Source organism: Halomonas sp. PA16-9 (assembly GCF_009728585.1).
Lineage (GTDB): Bacteria > Pseudomonadota > Gammaproteobacteria > Pseudomonadales > Halomonadaceae > Vreelandella > Vreelandella titanicae.
Genome location: NZ_CP040452.1, coordinates 1,116,805 through 1,134,510, shown reverse-complemented (window position 1 = coordinate 1,134,510; position 17,706 = coordinate 1,116,805). Strand labels below are relative to the sequence as shown.

General features: G+C 53.3%; 6 protein-coding genes, 2 rRNA genes and 5 pseudogenes. 9 read left to right on the top strand and 4 right to left on the bottom strand.

Annotation, left to right across the window (positions count from 1 at the left end; all coding sequences use genetic code 11):
- Nucleotides 1–23: 23 nt before the first annotated feature.
- The 3 genes from FDY98_RS21575 to arsH form a co-directional block, all read right to left on the bottom strand.
- On the bottom strand, nucleotides 24–317 hold the full coding sequence (locus FDY98_RS21575) for a CC/Se motif family (seleno)protein (RefSeq protein ID WP_022522929.1): 294 nt from the start codon (nucleotides 315–317) through the stop codon (nucleotides 24–26).
- A gap of 75 nt (nucleotides 318–392) precedes the next feature.
- On the bottom strand, nucleotides 393–1,472 hold the full coding sequence (gene arsB, locus FDY98_RS21570) for an ACR3 family arsenite efflux transporter (RefSeq protein WP_027958460.1): 1,080 nt from the start codon (nucleotides 1,470–1,472) through the stop codon (nucleotides 393–395).
- Nucleotides 1,473–1,485: 13 nt separating this feature from the next.
- Nucleotides 1,486–2,223 (bottom strand): arsenical resistance protein ArsH, encoded by a 738-nt coding sequence (gene arsH, locus FDY98_RS21565; protein ID WP_027958461.1) that lies wholly within the window; start codon nucleotides 2,221–2,223, stop codon nucleotides 1,486–1,488.
- 151 nt (nucleotides 2,224–2,374) lie between these two features.
- On the opposite strand from arsH, the pseudogene FDY98_RS21560 reads away from it, so the two are divergent.
- The 3 genes and pseudogenes from FDY98_RS21560 to FDY98_RS21550 all read left to right on the top strand — a co-directional run bounded on the left by FDY98_RS21560 (nucleotide 2,375) and on the right by FDY98_RS21550 (nucleotide 5,728).
- A pseudogene (locus FDY98_RS21560) lies at nucleotides 2,375–2,786 on the top strand (arsenate reductase ArsC).
- A 24-nt stretch (nucleotides 2,787–2,810) separates the two neighbouring features.
- Nucleotides 2,811–4,511: a methyl-accepting chemotaxis protein gene (locus FDY98_RS21555; protein ID WP_009288029.1), complete on the top strand. Its 1,701-nt coding sequence runs from the start codon at nucleotides 2,811–2,813 to the stop codon at nucleotides 4,509–4,511.
- Nucleotides 4,512–4,666: 155 nt separating this feature from the next.
- Entirely contained in the window at nucleotides 4,667–5,728 is a 1,062-nt protein-coding gene (locus tag FDY98_RS21550; RefSeq protein ID WP_340146929.1) for an SLC13 family permease, read from the top strand.
- Nucleotides 5,729–5,775: 47 nt separating this feature from the next.
- Here the strand turns inward: FDY98_RS21550 and FDY98_RS21545 are convergent.
- Nucleotides 5,776–6,961, bottom strand: a pseudogene (locus FDY98_RS21545) (acetyl-CoA C-acyltransferase).
- Nucleotides 6,962–7,086: 125 nt separating this feature from the next.
- On the opposite strand from FDY98_RS21545, the gene FDY98_RS21540 reads away from it, so the two are divergent.
- From FDY98_RS21540 to FDY98_RS21515, 6 genes and pseudogenes are all read left to right on the top strand, one after another.
- Nucleotides 7,087–7,656 carry a TetR/AcrR family transcriptional regulator gene (locus FDY98_RS21540; RefSeq protein WP_035537983.1) on the top strand — a complete coding sequence of 190 codons (570 nt, stop codon included), beginning with the start codon at nucleotides 7,087–7,089 and terminating at the stop codon, nucleotides 7,654–7,656.
- A gap of 186 nt (nucleotides 7,657–7,842) precedes the next feature.
- A pseudogene (locus FDY98_RS21535) lies at nucleotides 7,843–9,513 on the top strand (AMP-binding protein).
- A gap of 125 nt (nucleotides 9,514–9,638) precedes the next feature.
- Nucleotides 9,639–10,377 (top strand): annotated as a pseudogene (locus FDY98_RS21530) (SDR family NAD(P)-dependent oxidoreductase).
- A gap of 246 nt (nucleotides 10,378–10,623) precedes the next feature.
- Nucleotides 10,624–12,428, top strand: a pseudogene (locus FDY98_RS21525) (acyl-CoA dehydrogenase C-terminal domain-containing protein).
- A gap of 547 nt (nucleotides 12,429–12,975) precedes the next feature.
- Nucleotides 12,976–14,508, top strand: a 16S ribosomal RNA gene (locus FDY98_RS21520).
- Nucleotides 14,509–14,816: 308 nt separating this feature from the next.
- Nucleotides 14,817–17,705 (top strand): 23S ribosomal RNA (locus tag FDY98_RS21515).
- The 16S and 23S rRNA genes sit together here, the layout of an rRNA operon.
- Nucleotide 17,706 lies beyond the last annotated feature (1 nt).

Sequence of the window (17,706 nt, the reverse complement as noted above, 5' to 3'; positions counted from 1 at the left end):
AACCCTTGTTACCGTCTTCTTAGCTAAGGCTGTAACAAGGGTGAACCCTCCATATACAGGTGGCGAAGCTTCCACCATCCCTCAACGTTTAAGCTTAACCCTTGCCCTATAAGCGCCGGGTCAATGAACAGCGTTATATTTTGGTAGCGATGGCATTGGTAAAGCGAAGAGTCTGCGGGTGGGTTTGCCTCGGCAATGGCGACCTTGGCAAGCCCACCGCAGCAGCCATGTCTTGGGGAAAGGCGTACGGTAAGGATGCCGCCTCGCTGCTTGATAAAGTCTAGTGCTTTGCTATCTATATCAATCACATTACCCATGGCCTATCCAATCGTTATTGAGCCCAATGCTTGGGATGGCTACAGGCATGATGACCTGGTGACCTAGCTCAAAATTTAATGATTAACAGTAGCCGGAAAATGATGGCGGGTCTTGTTTGCAATTCTTACCAGCGCGAGCATCAGCGGTACTTCGACCAATACGCCGACAACAGTGGCTAGCGCAGCGCCCGACTGTAAGCCAAACAGTGCGATAGCCGCTGCCACCGCCAGTTCAAAGAAGTTGCTGGCGCCGATCATCGCCCCCGGGGCGGCAATATTGTGCGGCAACTTCCAGGCCTTAGCCCAGCCATAGGCAATAAAGAAGATCAAAAAGGTCTGAATAATCAGCGGGATCGCGATCAGCACGATATGCAGCGGATTATTCAGAATGACCTCGCCCTGGAAGGCAAACAGCAGCACTAGGGTAATGATCAAACCAATCGGCGTGATCGGGCCAACGCGCTTCATAAAGACATTGTCGTACCATTCGGCGCCGCGTTTTTTAATCAAGCTCTGCCGGGTGATATAGCCCGCCGCCAGGGGAATCACTATATATAGGATCACTGATAGTGCGACGGTGTCCCAGGGCACCTGAATATTGGAGATGCCCAGTAGGAAGACCACGATAGGGGCAAACGCGAACAGCATAATTAGATCATTAAGCGCCACTTGCACCAGAGTGTAGGCGGCATCGCCGCGGGTCAGGTAGCTCCACACAAACACCATGGCGGTACACGGCGCGGCGCCCAGCAGAATTGCACCGGCTAAATACTGGCTGGCTAGCTCGGCGGGAATAAACGGTCGAAAGATCACCATCAGAAATAGCCAGGAGATGGCGAACATAGTGAAAGGTTTGATCAACCAGTTCGCTGATGTAGTAATGATCAAACCTTTGGGCTGACGACGCACACCCAGTAGCGAGGTGAAGTCAATTTGCGCCATCATGGGGAATATCATCGCCCAAATGAGCACCGCCACCGGAATCGATACCTGCGCCACTTCAAAGCGTGACAGCGTTTCCGGTACCGCTGGAATAAATTGCCCAACTAAGATGCCTACCACAATGGCGAGTGCTACCCATAGCGTGAGGTAGCGCTCAAAAAATCCCATGCCTTCGGCGGTAGAGGGTGAGGCGTTGTCTTGCAGTGCTGGCATGTGAAGCTCCTGATTAGATGGCGCGTTGATTAACCCGCTTTGAGACTTCTTCGGCGCTCTCTTTGCGCTCCGAATAACGATCCGTCAGCACGTCACTGCGATCACGCACTAGTAGAGTGAATTTCACCAGCTCTTCCATGACATCCACGATACGGTCATAAAACGGTGAAGGCTTCATCCGGTCTTTATCATCAAACTCCAGAAAGGCTTTGGGTATCGAGGACTGATTGGGAATCGTCAGCATACGCATCCAACGCCCCAAGATGCGTAGCTGATTGACCGTATTGAAGGACTGCGAACCGCCGCAGACCTGCATTACCGCCAAGGTTTTGCCCTGAGTAGGGCGGACGCCACCCAGGGCAAGGGGGATCCAATCTATTTGCGCCTTCATAATGCCGGTCATTGCGCCGTGACGTTCGGGGGAGCACCACACCATCCCTTCTGCCCATTGGGCCAATTGGCGTAGCTCATCGACTTTGGGGTGGCTGGCATCTTCTGCATCCGGTAACGGCAGCCCCCTGGGGTCAAAGATTCTTGTTTCTGCGCCCATGGCATTGAGTAAATGTGCGGCTTCCTCAACCGCTAACCGGCTGAAAGAGCGCTCACGCAGAGAGCCGTATAGCAGCAATATTTTAGGTGCGTGTTCAGTGCTATGTGGAATCCTCAGCCGTTCGCTGCTGGGCGGTTCAAAGAATTCAGCGTCTATATTAGGCAGATCATTCAGGTCGGAAAAATCAGTCAGTGAGATCATCGCGGTTTACTCGGATTGGGTCTTAATAGCTTGATGATTCCATCATATATGTTTTTTCGTATATTTCTAGGGCAACTGTGTGCCTGCAATATTGCCGTCATGAACCCGGCGTAGAGTGACAGCCACTAACTACATAAGAGGCTGTTTATTTATGACGAAGCGCCGCGTGTTGTTCCTCTGCAATGCTAACTCTGCACGGTCTCTGATGGGGAGGCGTTGCTTCGCCATTTGGCAGATGATCGTTTTGAAGCGTTTAGTGCCGGTTCTGAACCGGATGAGCCCCATGCATTGACACTTGAAGCGTTGCGTAAACACGGGCTCCCACCGAGGGCCTGCGCAGTAAGTCGTTGGATGAGTTTGAAAGCGAGACCTTCGATTTTGTCATTGTGCTGTGCGACAAATCCCAGCAAGCCTGCCGCGATTGGCAAGGGGAGGCGGGCGAAGTTCTATCCTGGGATATTCGTGACCCTCGCTTGATCGGCAAGTCAGATGCTTATGAGCAGGCATTATTAGAGATTCGTCGGCGCCTACAGCTCTGGCTGCCTCTCCACACATCTGATTAACCTTACTGAAAGGGGCGGGTCGAGATGAAATGGATTAATAACTTAAGCGTCAAGGCAAGTTGGACGCTTGTATTAGTGGCCTTTAGCGGCCTGGTCGTCGTCATTGGCGCACTGGGTTTGTTCGCCAACCATTTTGGTCGTGAGGCATTTACGTCGCTTCATGAACGGGACATGGCACAAATTAGTCAGCTCAATAGCGCCTATACCCAGCTGTTGCGTGCGCGTATTCAGATGAACCGTGCAGCGGAGTTAATTCGTACCCCTTCGTTTGATCGACCTGACCCTCTGATAGAAGAAGCCCAGCGGTTGCTTGATGAGGCGTCCGAGAACTTCACTCAATTTACAGCGAGTGATTTTGATCAGGATCAGCAGTCGTTTGTCGAACAGTTAGCTTCGAACTTTCAATCATTTGTTAACAATAATCTCAATCTTCAGATGATGATGCTTGAAGAGCGCGACATATCAGGCTTTTTCTCGGGTGAGTCGCGAGTGGATGATAGTAGCGAGCACTTTGTGGCAAGCGCTGAGGCTTTTATTGGCGCTTCCACTCAGCGGGGTAACACCTTGCTTATGCGCTTTGAGCAGGTTTCATCGCTACTTTTTTGGGGAGTGATTACAGCGCTTGGCGCTGCGCTGTTGGTAGTGACGGTAGTGGTATGGGGCGTGCGTAAAAATGTGCTTCGTCCATTGAAGAAAATCACTGGGCACTTCCAGCGCATTGCTAACGGTGACCTGTCGGCGCCAGTAACGGCGCACTCAAGTAACGAAATTGGTCAGCTATTTAGTGAGCTGGATAAGATGCAGCACTCGCTGACGGCCACGGTTAATCGTCTTAATACGAGCAGCCAGCAGGTATATAGCAATAGTCAGGAGATGACTGAGCAGAACCAGCTTTTGGCGAGCCAAACCGACACTCAAGTGTCAGCTTTGCAGCAAATGGCAGCGAGCTTGGAACAGCTAACCGCCACGGTGAATCAGAATGCTGAAAGTGCGGCGCATGTTAACCAGTCAACGGCAGATGTGTCTCAAAAAGCGCAGCAGGGTGATGAGGTGATTACCCAGTTTATCGCCACCATGGAGGCGATAAATAGTCACTCCGAAGAGATTCAAAGCATTATTCGCATGATTGAAAGCATTGCTTTCCAAACCAATATTTTAGCGCTCAATGCATCGGTTGAAGCCGCGCGTGCCGGTGAGCACGGGCGTGGGTTTGCGGTGGTCGCCAATGAGGTGCGTGCACTGGCAACGCGCAGTGCCAGTGCCGCCAGTGATATTCGCTCACGCATTGAAGCGTCGAGTGCGAGCGTCCAGCAAGGCAGCATATTGTCTCAGCAGGCTGGTGAACATACACGGGCGATCATGCAAGCAGCGAGGAATGTGGACACGCTGATGACGCAAATCACCCATGCCTCTGAAGAGCAGCGGCGAGGCATTGAGGAGGTCAACCACGCGGTTGCTCAGATCGATACCACTACCCAAGACACCATGCGCTTAGTCAATCAGGCGGCCCAGAGCGCGGAGGTGCTGTCCCAAGAAGCTTTGCAGATGCGTGAATATGCCGGTCAATTTAGTGTGTTGGAGAGTGCCATTGAACCAGGCTTGTCTGGTATTGATAAAAATCAAACTGACTATCCCGAATGGGAGCAGCTCAGTCATCAAGAGGGCGCCTTACCGGATGACCATGAGCAAGCCCGTCGTCAGGCGGGATTATTGGCTTCGGCTTAGCATTCTGGATGAAGGAATTTAGCTTTACTCCTGAGCTTACAACGCTATCATGCGATTTTCTCTGAGCGTCATGTAGCGTGTTAGCAACAAAGTGGTTAGTGACACCCTTTAGCTTGTTTTTTCAGCGTTTTCTGAACGACCCTATGCTGCTCTCAATGAGTATCCTATGGGTCGTTTTGTGTTGGCTGGAGCCTCAACCACTGAGTGAAATGGCTGACCGGGTTCACTGGACAACCCTTGTAGTATTAACCGGCCTAATGCTGCTCAGTCGCGCGTTAGAACTGAGTGGTTATTTAACGCTCTGGGGTCGTCAGTTATTAGCTCTACTGCGTGGTGAGCGCCGACTTGCGGTCGGTTTGATTCTGTTTTCGGGGCTTCTCTCGGCGATAGTCACTAACGATGTGGCGCTGTTTATTGTGGTACCACTGACGCTTAGTCTGGCGGGAATGGCAACACTGCCGATTGAACGCTTGATTGTGTTTGAGGCGCTGGCTGTGAATGCAGGCTCATCGCTGAGCCCGATTGGTAATCCGCAAAATCTCTATTTATGGCAGCTTTCAGGCATTCGCTTCGGCGACTTTTTATGGGTAATGTTGCCGCTTGGGGGGGGCTTGATGCTGTTGCTCTTACTTTTTGTTCCCTTGGCATTTCCGAAAGCGTCAATACACTTGGAAGCAGTTTCTGCGATGACGGCTGAGCGCCGAAAGGCGCCGTTATGGGCGGCGCTTATTGGCTATCCACTTTTTCTGGTCGCGGTAGACATGGGGTGGGTGCTATCGGCGCTGGCTGGCGTTTTGCTTTCGATGCTATGGGTGGCTCGACGGGCGGTATTCAGTATTGATTGGCTACTGCTGATAGTGTTTGTATTGATGTTCGTAAATCTAAGTGTCATCGGTGAGCTGAGCGTTGTTCAGCAGTTTATACATTCAATGCGCCAGTGGCCGGGTGGCGATGTTAGTGCTGGCGTACTCCTTTCACAGGTCGTATCCAACGTGCCAGCGACCCTACTGCTTGCCCAGCAGAGTGAGTGGCAGCCGCTGGCTTGGGGCGTTAGCGTGGGTGGCTTTGGTTTGGCGGTAGGCTCAATGGCGAATTTAATCGCGCTACGTTTGGCACGCCAGCCTGGGATTTGGAAGGAGTTTCATTGCTGGTCGCTCCCCATGTTGGGGCTGGGGTGGTTGTTTGCCGCCGTATGGCTCAGCGCCCTGGCGCGGTAATAGGGTCAGGGCGCTTCACAAAAGGCTATATTTTGTAATAGCGCAGCTTAATCAACTAGCTCGACGGCGACAGCCGTTGCTTCGCCACCGCCAATGCATAAGCTGGCAATGCCGCGTTTGCCGCCTTTGGTACGTAGGGCATGAATTAGCGTAGCGATGATGCGTGAGCCGGTAGAGCCAATCGGGTGGCCTTGGGCGCAGGCGCCGCCAAACACATTGACTTTGTCGTGGGGCAGGCCCAAGTCATCCATGGCCATCAGTGTCACCACCGCAAAGGCTTCGTTAATCTCGAATAGGTCTACGTCATTCACGCCCCAATCGAGCTTTTTCATCAGCTTTTCAATCGCACCCACTGGCGCGATGGTGAACTCACTAGGGTGTCGCGAGTGAGTCGTGTGGCCTAGCATACGCGCTAGCGGCTTAATACCTTGTTGATCTGCAGCTTCCTGACTCGCCAAGATAAGTGCCGAAGCGCCGTCGGAAATTGAGCTGGCGTTGGCGGCAGTAATCGTACCGTCTTTGGCAAAAGCGGGGCGCAACTGGCGGATTTTGTCGAGCTTAGCTTGGAAGGGCTGCTCATCGTGTTCGACAAGGGTTTCGCCCTGGCGAGAGGTGACCATCACCGGTGCGATCTCTGCGCTTAGGTGGCCTGAGTTGGTGGCGGCCATGGCGCGCTCAAGGGACGCAATAGCAAAATCATCCAGGCGCTCCCGCGTGTAGCCTCGCTCAGTAGCCACATCCTGGGCAAACACGCCCATTAGTTTGCCCGTTTCGGCGTCTTCCAGCCCATCCAAAAACATATGGTCTTTAAGCTCGCCGTGCCCCAGCCGATAGCCGCCCCGCGCCTTGGTAAGCACGTGGGGGGCGTTAGACATGGACTCCATGCCGCCAGCCAGCAAAATATCGCCACTGCCCGCTTTGATTAAATCGTGGGCAAGCATGGTGGCTTTCATCCCCGAGCCGCACAGCTTGTTAATAGTGGTGGCGCCATTGGCATCAGGAATGCCCGCTTGGCGCATTGCTTGCCGCGCAGGGCCCTGCTTAACACCAGGGCAGTACACAGCCCATAATGCCTTCGGTGATCAGGGCTGGGTCAATTCCCGCCTCTTCAATGGCCGCTTTGATGGCGACTGCGCCAAGCTGTGGCGCTGTCATGCTTGCAAGGCTGCCCATCATGCCGCCCATCGGCGTGCGTTTGGCGGCGAGAAATACAACATCGGTGGGGTTGCTCATGGCCAATCTCCTTCAGTTTATTGTGATTATCATAACGAGTAGTGGGTGATACGTTGACCCGTAGGCGGTGCTGTGGTTCTCTCCAGAGTAACCAAGCAAGCGCTAGTGTAAATGACATGAATGTAATGAATGCATCCCCTCGCCGCAAGGAACTGACGCGCCTCGCTGCTCAGCTATTCGTCCAAGAGGGCTTTGATCGCACGACCGTGCGAATGCTGGCGCAGGAAATGGGTATTAAGTCCGGTAGCTTGTTTCATCATTTTAAAGATAAGCAGGAAATCCTCGCTGCGGTCATTGAAGAGGGCACTCAAAATGCCTTGATGATTGCGCGAAAAGCGCTGGACGAGTGCGCTGCAGAGCCTGAAGTTCGGCTGCGCGCTATGGCACGTGCCCATCTTGAAACCCTCTTTACCGATCGCAATGCCCATGTGGTGGCACTCTTTGAGTGGCGCCGACTCGACCCAGCGGCCAGTGCTCATTTGAGCCACTTGCGTGACGCTTACGAGGCGCTGTGGGTCGCTGTTATCGACGATGCGTTGGAAGCTGGCTTGATCCATGGCGACCGCTTTCTTGTCTCGCGTTTTGTTTTGGGGGCGCTGAACTGGACAGTGCGCTGGTACGACCCCAGCGGGCCACGCTCGCCTGATGACCTCGCTGACGAGCTGGTTGCCATGATTATGCCCACCTCTGCTTAATACTCTGACAACAGCCTCGACCAACGTCTAACGCTACAGCTTATATCAGTGCTTGCTCTCTGAGTCGTTTGCTTTTAGCGTTGCTATTATCTTTTAGCTTACGTTAACGTCAACGGATAAATATAACAACACTGCTTGCGGTTATTCTCACTACGAGCTCATTTCCAATAACACAAGAGAGCCATCATGACAGCGACATCACAATCACTGCCCGACTATTACCACTACCTCGATAACTTTTCCGTTGATCGCGTTCTTGCCCGTCTGGATGACCACCGGGACGGCCTGCTAAATGCCTTTGAGGCCTGCTGTGGTCGTCATGTGCGCGCTGGCCGCGGCGATGTGCTGGCGCTGGTTCAAGAGGACTCTCAAGGTGATATGCATACCTTGAGCTACGCCGAGCTAGACGAGCAAAGCGCAAAGTTGGCAGGGTGGTTTGAATCCCAGGGGTTGGGTATAGGCGACCGCATTGCCTGCATGCTGCCGCGGTCACCACAGCTATTGATTGCAGTGCTCGCCACTTGGCGTATTGGGGCGGTCTACCAGCCGCTGTTTACCGCCTTTGGCCCCGATGCGGTGGACTATCGGCTAGGGCGTGCAGGCACCAAGTTGGTGATTACTGATCACGCTAACCGCTATAAATTCGATGGCCTTAGCCAATGCCCGCCGGTACTGGCGGTGGGCGGGGCGACCAGTGAGCATGCCGATGATCACGACTGGCAGGCGGCGTTGACGCATACGTCAATGAGCGACAAGCCGCCGAGGCTTGCGCCTGAAGCACCATTTCTGCAAATGTTTACCTCTGGCACCGTGGGCAAGCCGAAAGGCGTTGCCGTTCCACTGGCAGGGATGACCGCTTTTGCGATCTATATGGAGCTGGCCATTGATCTGCGTGACGATGACCGCTTCTGGAATATGGCCGATCCCGGTTGGGCTTATGGTCTCTACTATGCGATTGCCGGGCCTTTACTGCTTGGTGTGACGACGCATTTTTGTGAGGCAGGATTTAGCGCCGAGGGGGCGCTGGCGTTTATGAAGCGCCACCACATTACCAATTTTGCTGCCGCGCCGACCGCTTACCGCCTAATGAAAGCGTCAGGGCTATTTGATGACGCCCATGAAACGCTTGAGCTGCGTGCGGCTAGCTCGGCGGGCGAACCTCTAAATACTGAAGTAGTGACCTGGGTTGAGAAGTCGTTGGGATGCCCGGTTATGGATCACTACGGCCAGACCGAAACCGGCATGACGTGCAATAACCACCATGCCCTTGACCATCTCAAGCATGTGGGCGCAATGGGCGTGCCGAGCCGGGTTATCGACTGGCAATTTTGGACGCGGAGTATAAAGAGCTGCCTGCCGGGGAGCCTGGTGTCCTCGCCGTCGATATCAAGAACTCCCCGGCACACTTCTTCCAGGGCTACACCTGGCAAGAGAAGAATCCCTTTGTGGAAGGCTATTACCTGACGGGCGATGTGGTTATCCGCAATGAAGACGGTACCTTTCAATTTGCCGGCGTGTGATGACGATATTATTACCACCGCGGGTTATCGGGTGGGGCCAACGGACGTTGAAAATAGTGTGATGACGCATCCTGCAGTCGCCGAATCGGCGGCAGTGGGGCAGCCTGATGAGATCCGCGGCGAGGTGATCAAGTCGTATATCGTGCTCCGCGAAGGCTATGAAGCCAGTGACGAGCTGGCTGATGAAATCAAACAGCGAGTGCGCGAGCGGCTTTCGACCCATGCTTTTCCGCGCATTATTGAGTTTGTCGATGAGTTGCCTAAAACCCCCAGCGGCAAGATTCAGCGCTTTAAATTACGTGCCCAGGCAGTAGAAGAAGCCAAAGCAAGTCAATAGCCCATCAAGTGAGTAGCCAAATCAAATGAATAAAAAAGCGAGTGAATAAACCCACCACGATATATAGCAACCATACATAACGACCAAAGGGATACGGAAATGCAGGTTAAGGAGAGTACCTTTTAATTACCGGGGCTGCCTCTGGTCTTGGGGCGGCTACCGCTGAGCGCTTAGTCGCTGCAGGCGCTCGCGTCGTGTTATGCGACTTAAACGACAGTGTCAATGCCCATGCCCAGCAGCTGGGGGCAAGCGCACGCGCCATTCTGGCGGATATTACGTCAGGCGAACAGATGCAGCAGGCCGTAGATGCGGCGGTAGCGCTGGGTGGCGAGCACGGGCTTTCAGGCGTAGTTCACTGCGCGGGTGTGGTTAGCGTGGCCAAGCTGGTTGATCGTGAAGGCAACCCGGCTGATTTAGAAAGCTATATGAAAACGATCAATATCAATCTGGTCGGCACTTTTAACGTCATGCGCCTTGCGGCTGCCGCCATGGCTAAAAACGCGCCGAATGAGAGTGGTGAGCGCGGGTGATTATTAATACTGCGTCCATTGCTGCTTTTGATGGGCAGGTAGGCCAGTGTGCTTATAGTGCCTCTAAAGGGGTGTTGTGGGTATGAGCTTGCCAGCGGCGCGGGAATTGTCGCGCCATGCTATTCGGGTGATGGCCATCGCCCCTGGCGTATTTGAAACGCCGATGATGAGTGAAATTCCTGACGAGGCGGCCCAGGCACTAGCGGCGGCGGTACCTTTTCCTAAGCGTTTAGGTAAGCCAGATGAGTTTGCTCAATTAGCCGAGCAGATTATTACCAACCCCATGCTCAATGGCGAACTGATCCGCTTAGACGGTGGCATTCGCATGCAGTAACTAGATGGCCAGTAGGTAAAAGAAAAATAAAACGACTCGCCGGCTTTTGGTTGGCGAGTTTTTTTATTATTTGCACCAGGGGTTTACTGGTTGGGCGACCAAAGTTCTAGAGTGTTTTTGGGCTAAATTCAAACGCTCGCTTGACTCTGAGGGGCGCTCGCGCTAATTTTCAAACATGTGTTTGAAAGCTCTCTGCCATTAAGAGTTGCTTGGCTTTCAACCCCCCCCTTTCTTAGGAGAAGTGTGATGCCCAGCTATCAGGCCCCTATTCGTGATATGCGTTTCGTTATGGACGAGATGCTTGACTACCCCGCTCACTACGCGCGCCTGCCAAGCGGTGACGATGCATCGCCAGATGTTGTCAGCGCTATTTTGGAAGAGGGGGCACGCTTCGCCCGCGATGTACTGCTGCCGATCAATCAGAGTGGCGATGAAGAAGGGTGCCTACTGGAAGGGGGCGAGGTCAAAGCGCCTAACGGTTTCAAAGAGGCCTACCAGCAGTACGTAGAGGGGGGGTGGCCGAGTCTGGCCGCCGATCCTGCTCATGGTGGTCAAGGGCTGCCGCCTTCATTGGCGATGCTGTTGTCGGAAATGATCTGCGCCACTAACTTGGCGTGGGGCATGTACCCAGGGCTCTCTCATGGTGCGGCAGACGCACTTCGCCATCATGGCACCGATGAGCAGAAGGCGACGTATCTCACCAAGCTGGTAGAAGGGGTATGGACGGGCACTATGTGCCTAACTGAACCGCACTGCGGCACTGACCTAGGATTGATCAAGACGCGAGCAGTGCCCGCTGATGGCGATGCCTATGCGATTACTGGCACCAAAATCTTTATCTCGGCCGGTGAGCATAATCTGGCTGAAAACATTGTCCACCTGGTATTGGCAAAACTGCCTGGCGCACCGGAAGGTTCTAAAGGTATTTCGCTATTTGTAGTGCCTAAGTTCTTGCCCGATGCCCAAGGTAATGTGGGTGAGCGTAATGGCGTCACCTGCGGTTCGCTCGAGCACAAAATGGGCATTCATGGTAATGCCACCTGTGTGATGAACTTCGACGACGCAACCGGCTACTTGGTAGGGCCGCCCAATAAAGGGCTGGCGTGCATGTTCACCATGATGAACGCTGCGCGTCTTGGGGTGGGGATTCAAGGGCTGGGGTTGATTGAAGCCAGTTTCCAGAATTCATTGAGCTATGCCCGTGACCGGTTACAGATGCGCGGCTTATCGGGCAAACAGGCTCCTGAAAAGCCCGCTGATCCGATTATCGTCCACCCTGATGTGCGCCGCATGCTGCTGACCCAGAAAGCCTTCGCCGAAGGCGGGCGTATGTTGGTGCTTTATACCGCGCAAATGCTCGATTTGGTGGAGCATGGTGAGCCGGGTGAAGAGCGAGATCACGCTGAAACCCTACTTGGCTTGCTAACGCCTATTGTTAAAGCCTTCCTGACCGAAGTTGGTTTTGAAAGCACTAACGAGGGCGTACAGATCTACGGTGGTCATGGCTTCATTAAAGAGTGGGGCATGGAGCAATTGGTGCGCGATGCTCGCATTACTCGACTCTATGAAGGTACTACCGGTATCCAGGCGCTTGATCTGCTAGGCCGTAAAGTACTAATGAGTCAGGGTGAATCGCTGAAGGTATTCACCAAAGAGATCCATAAGTTCTGTAAAGCTGAAGCCGACAACCCTGCACTCAAAGAGTTTGTTGGGCCGCTCGCCAAGCTGAATGCAGAGTGGGGCGAACTGACCATGGGGTGGGGATGAAGGCAATGCAAGACCGCGAGGAAGTAGGTGCGGCGAGTGTTGATTACCTAATGTATTCAGGCTATGTCACCCTGGCGTACCTATTTGCACGCGCGGCCAAACAGGCGTCTATTTCTTTAGAAGGTGACGATAAGGCCTTCTACGCTGCAAAATTGAATACTGCTCGCTTCTATTATCAGCGTCTATTGCCGCGTACCAAGGCCCATGCGCAGATGATACAAGCAGGTGCTGCAAGCCTGATGGCCATCTCCAGCGAAGATTTTGGTCTGGGATTTGAAATTTAATTAACGGCTAAAATGTGAAAAGAGCACTCTCTGATCAGGCGTTCTGATCGGTGGTTTGCGGCAGAAGGGTAGCCTTCTGCCGCTTTTTTATACGCAATAACTTCTTTTACTTGCTATCTTATTAGTCAGGCCTTAAAGTACGCATCCGCTGCCGGGGACGCCAAGCGTTACCAGCGGTGAATGAAGTGTAAAAGCTTCGGTTTGTCAATGAGTTAGCGGTTTTAGGTGTGGTTAGTTTTACATCGAAAACAACGCCCTTGACAACCACCAGGAAATGCGTAGAATACGCCTTCCTCGCTGAGGCAAGCCAGTTCAACGGCAAGTCGAGTGGCCCAGTTAGTTTATTAGCTAGCCACCGTAGCGAAACAGCTCTTTAACAATTTGATCAGGTAATTCATGTGGGCGCTTGCTGATGTTGGTGACAAATCACCCAATATCAAGGCAAGCGGTCATGAAAACGTAAGTTTGAATGAATTCGTTTGAACCTTGAGCCAAGTTTGATCCGCTTTGTTGCCTTCGGGTGACATGTAAGGATCACATAGATCTTAAACTGAAGAGTTTGATCATGGCTCAGATTGAACGCTGGCGGCAGGCCTAACACATGCAAGTCGAGCGGTAACAGATCTAGCTTGCTAGATGCTGACGAGCGGCGGACGGGTGAGTAATGCATAGGAATCTGCCCGATAGTGGGGGATAACCTGGGGAAACCCAGGCTAATACCGCATACGTCCTACGGGAGAAAGGGGGCTTCGGCTCCCGCTATTGGATGAGCCTATGTCGGATTAGCTAGTTGGTAAGGTAATGGCTTACCAAGGCAACGATCCGTAGCTGGTCTGAGAGGATGATCAGCCACATCGGGACTGAGACACGGCCCGAACTCCTACGGGAGGCAGCAGTGGGGAATATTGGACAATGGGGGCAACCCTGATCCAGCCATGCCGCGTGTGTGAAGAAGGCCCTCGGGTTGTAAAGCACTTTCAGCGAGGAAGAACGCCTATCGGTTAATACCCGGTAGGAAAGACATCACTCGCAGAAGAAGCACCGGCTAACTCCGTGCCAGCAGCCGCGGTAATACGGAGGGTGCAAGCGTTAATCGGAATTACTGGGCGTAAAGCGCGCGTAGGTGGCTTGATAAGCCGGTTGTGAAAGCCCCGGGCTCAACCTGGGAACGGCATCCGGAACTGTCAGGCTAGAGTGCAGGAGAGGAAGGTAGAATTCCCGGTGTAGCGGTGAAATGCGTAGAGATCGGGAGGAATACCAGTGGCGAAGGCGGCCTTCTGGACTGACACTGACACTGAGGTGCGAAAGCGTGGGTAGCAAACAGGATTAGATACCCTGGTAGTCCACGCCGTAAACGATGTCGACCAGCCGTTGGGTGCCTAGAGCACTTTGTGGCGAAGTTAACGCGATAAGTCGACCGCCTGGGGAGTACGGCCGCAAGGTTAAAACTCAAATGAATTGACGGGGGCCCGCACAAGCGGTGGAGCATGTGGTTTAATTCGATGCAACGCGAAGAACCTTACCTACCCTTGACATCTACAGAAGCCGGAAGAGATTCTGGTGTGCCTTCGGGAACTGTAAGACAGGTGCTGCATGGCTGTCGTCAGCTCGTGTTGTGAAATGTTGGGTTAAGTCCCGTAACGAGCGCAACCCTTGTCCTTATTTGCCAGCGAGTAATGTCGGGAACTCTAAGGAGACTGCCGGTGACAAACCGGAGGAAGGTGGGGACGACGTCAAGTCATCATGGCCCTTACGGGTAGGGCTACACACGTGCTACAATGGCCGGTACAAAGGGCTGCGAGCTCGCGAGAGTCAGCGAATCCCTTAAAGCCGGTCTCAGTCCGGATCGGAGTCTGCAACTCGACTCCGTGAAGTCGGAATCGCTAGTAATCGTGAATCAGAATGTCACGGTGAATACGTTCCCGGGCCTTGTACACACCGCCCGTCACACCATGGGAGTGGACTGCACCAGAAGTGGTTAGCCTAACGCAAGAGGGCGATCACCACGGTGTGGTTCATGACTGGGGTGAAGTCGTAACAAGGTAGCCGTAGGGGAACCTGCGGCTGGATCACCTCCTTAAACGATGCGTCACAGTCAGTAAGCGTCCACAATGAATTACCTGATCAGAATACTGTTGATACGCAGTGATAAGTGGCTCTGTTTTTTTCACGTTAAAAAGAAAAAATAGCTTTTAAGGTCTTAAAGGTCTTTTTCTTTTTTAATATGAAAGAACGCTTATCACTGCTTATAGCAGTCGCTCTTTAACAATGTATATCATGCTGACAAGAACACTTCGCAAGAAGTGGTCTTAAATTGTGATACGTCTCAAGCGTATCCGGCAAAATGAAACGTGATCATTGCGACATCCAGACTCCTTCGGGTTATAGGGTCAAGCAATGAAGCGCACACGGTGGATGCCTAGGCAGCCAGAGGCGATGAAAGACGTGGTAGCCTGCGATAAGGCTCGGTGAGGTGGCAACAACCTGTGACCCGGCATTTCTGAATGGGGAAACCCACTCATCATAAGATGAGTATCGTGCACTGAATACATAGGTGTACGAGGCGAACCAGGGGAACTGAAACATCTAAGTACCCTGAGGAAAAGAAATCAACCGAGATTCCCCTAGTAGCGGCGAGCGAACGGGGACCAGCCCTTAAGCATGAGACTGATTAGGCGAACACGCTGGGAAGCGTGGCCGTAGCGGGTGATAGCCCCGTAGTCGAAAATCTGATCATGTGAAATCGAGTAGGTCGGGGCACGAGAAACCTTGACTGAAGACGGGGGGACCATCCTCCAAGGCTAAATACTCCTGGCTGACCGATAGTGAACCAGTACCGTGAGGGAAAGGCGAAAAGAACCCCGGAGAGGGGAGTGAAATAGATCCTGAAACCGTGTGCGTACAAGCAGTAGGAGCAGACTTGTTCTGTGACTGCGTACCTTTTGTATAATGGGTCAGCGACTTATATTCAGTGGCGAGGTTAACCGTATAGGGGAGCCGTAGGGAAACCGAGTCTTAACTGGGCGACACAGTCGCTGGATATAGACCCGAAACCGAGCGATCTATCCATGAGCAGGGTGAAGATTGAGTAACATCAATTGGAGGCCCGAACCAGGATCTGTTGAAAAAGATTTGGATGACTTGTGGATCGGAGTGAAAGGCTAATCAAGCTCGGAGATAGCTGGTTCTCCTCGAAAGCTATTTAGGTAGCGCCTCACGTAGTACCGCCGGGGGTAGAGCACTGTTTCGGCTAGGGGGTCATCCCGACTTACCAACCCGAGGCAAACTCCGAATACCGGTGAGTAGAGCGTGGGAGACACACGGCGGGTGCTAACGTCCGTCGTGAAAAGGGAAACAACCCAGACCGTCAGCTAAGGTCCCGAAATCCTGGTTAAGTGGGAAACGATGTGGGAAGGCTCAGACAGCTAGGAGGTTGGCTTAGAAGCAGCCATCCTTTAAAGAAAGCGTAATAGCTCACTAGTCGAGTCGGCCTGCGCGGAAGATGTAACGGGGCTAAACCAGGTACCGAAGCTACGGGTTCATTCTTAGGAATGAGCGGTAGAGGAGCGTCGTGTAAGCCAATGAAGGTGAATTGAGAAGTTCGCTGGAGGTATCACGAGTGCGAATGCTGACATGAGTAACGATAAAGGGAGTGAAAAACTCCCTCGCCGGAAGACCAAGGGTTTCTGTTCGACGCTAATCGGAGCAGAGTGAGTCGGCCCCTAAGGCGAGGCCGAAAGGCGTAGTCGATGGGAAACGGGTCAATATTCCCGTACCGGACATGGTTGCGATGGGGGGACGAAGAAGGCTAGGTGAGCCAGGCGTTGGTAGTCCTGGTGAAAGTGAGTAGGCCGAGACCTTAGGTAAATCCGGGGTCTTAAAGCCGAGACACGAGACGAACTGACCACGGTCAGGAAGTCACTGATGCCACGCTTCCAGGAAAAGCCTCTAAGCTTCAGATCATGTGCGACCGTACCCCAAACCGACACAGGTGGTCAGGGTGAGAATCCCAAGGCGCTTGAGAGAACTCGGGTGAAGGAACTAGGCAAAATGGTGCCGTAACTTCGGGAGAAGGCACGCCGGCATAGGGTGAAGAGACTTGCTCTCCTAGCCCGAACCGGTCGAAGATACCAGGTGGCTGCAACTGTTTATTAAAAACACAGCACTCTGCTAACGCGCAAGCGGACGTATAGGGTGTGACGCCTGCCCGGTGCCGGAAGGTTAAATGATGGTGTTAGCCGCAAGGCGAAGCTCTTGATTGAAGCCCCGGTAAACGGCGGCCGTAACTATAACGGTCCTAAGGTAGCGAAATTCCTTGTCGGGTAAGTTCCGACCTGCACGAATGGCGTAATGATGGCCACGCTGTCTCCACCCGAGACTCAGTGAAATTGAAATCGCCGTGAAGATGCGGTGTACCCGCGGCTAGACGGAAAGACCCCGTGAACCTTTACTATAGCTTCACACTGGACGCTGATGTTGCCTGTGTAGGATAGCTGGGAGGCTTTGAACTCTGGACGCCAGTTCGGAGGGAGCCAACCTTGAAATACCAGCCTGGCATCATTGGCGTTCTCACTCAGGTCCGTTATCCGGATCGAGGACAGTGTGTGGTGGGTAGTTTGACTGGGGCGGTCTCCTCCTAAAGAGTAACGGAGGAGCACGAAGGTACCCTCAGCACGGTCGGACATCGTGCATTGAGTGCAAGAGCATAAGGGTGCTTGACTGCGAGACAGACACGTCGAGCAGGTGCGAAAGCAGGTTCTAGTGATCCGGTGGTTCTGTATGGAAGGGCCATCGCTCAACGGATAAAAGGTACTCCGGGGATAACAGGCTGATACCGCCCAAGAGTTCACATCGACGGCGGTGTTTGGCACCTCGATGTCGGCTCATCACATCCTGGGGCTGAAGTCGGTCCCAAGGGTATGGCTGTTCGCCATTTAAAGTGGTACGCGAGCTGGGTTTAGAACGTCGTGAGACAGTTCGGTCCCTATCTGCCGTGGGCGTTGGATGTTTGAGAAGGGCTGCTCCTAGTACGAGAGGACCGGAGTGGACGACCCTCTGGTGTTCCGGTTGTCACGCCAGTGGCATTGCCGGGTAGCTATGGTCGGACGGGATAACCGCTGAAAGCATCTAAGCGGGAAGCCCCCTTCAAGATGAGACATCCCTGAGGCCTAGAGCCTCCTGAAGGGCCCAGCGAGACCAGCTGGTTGATAGGCACGGTGTGGAAGCGCTGCAAGGCGTTGAGCTAACGTGTACTAATGGCCCGTGAGGCTTGACCCTA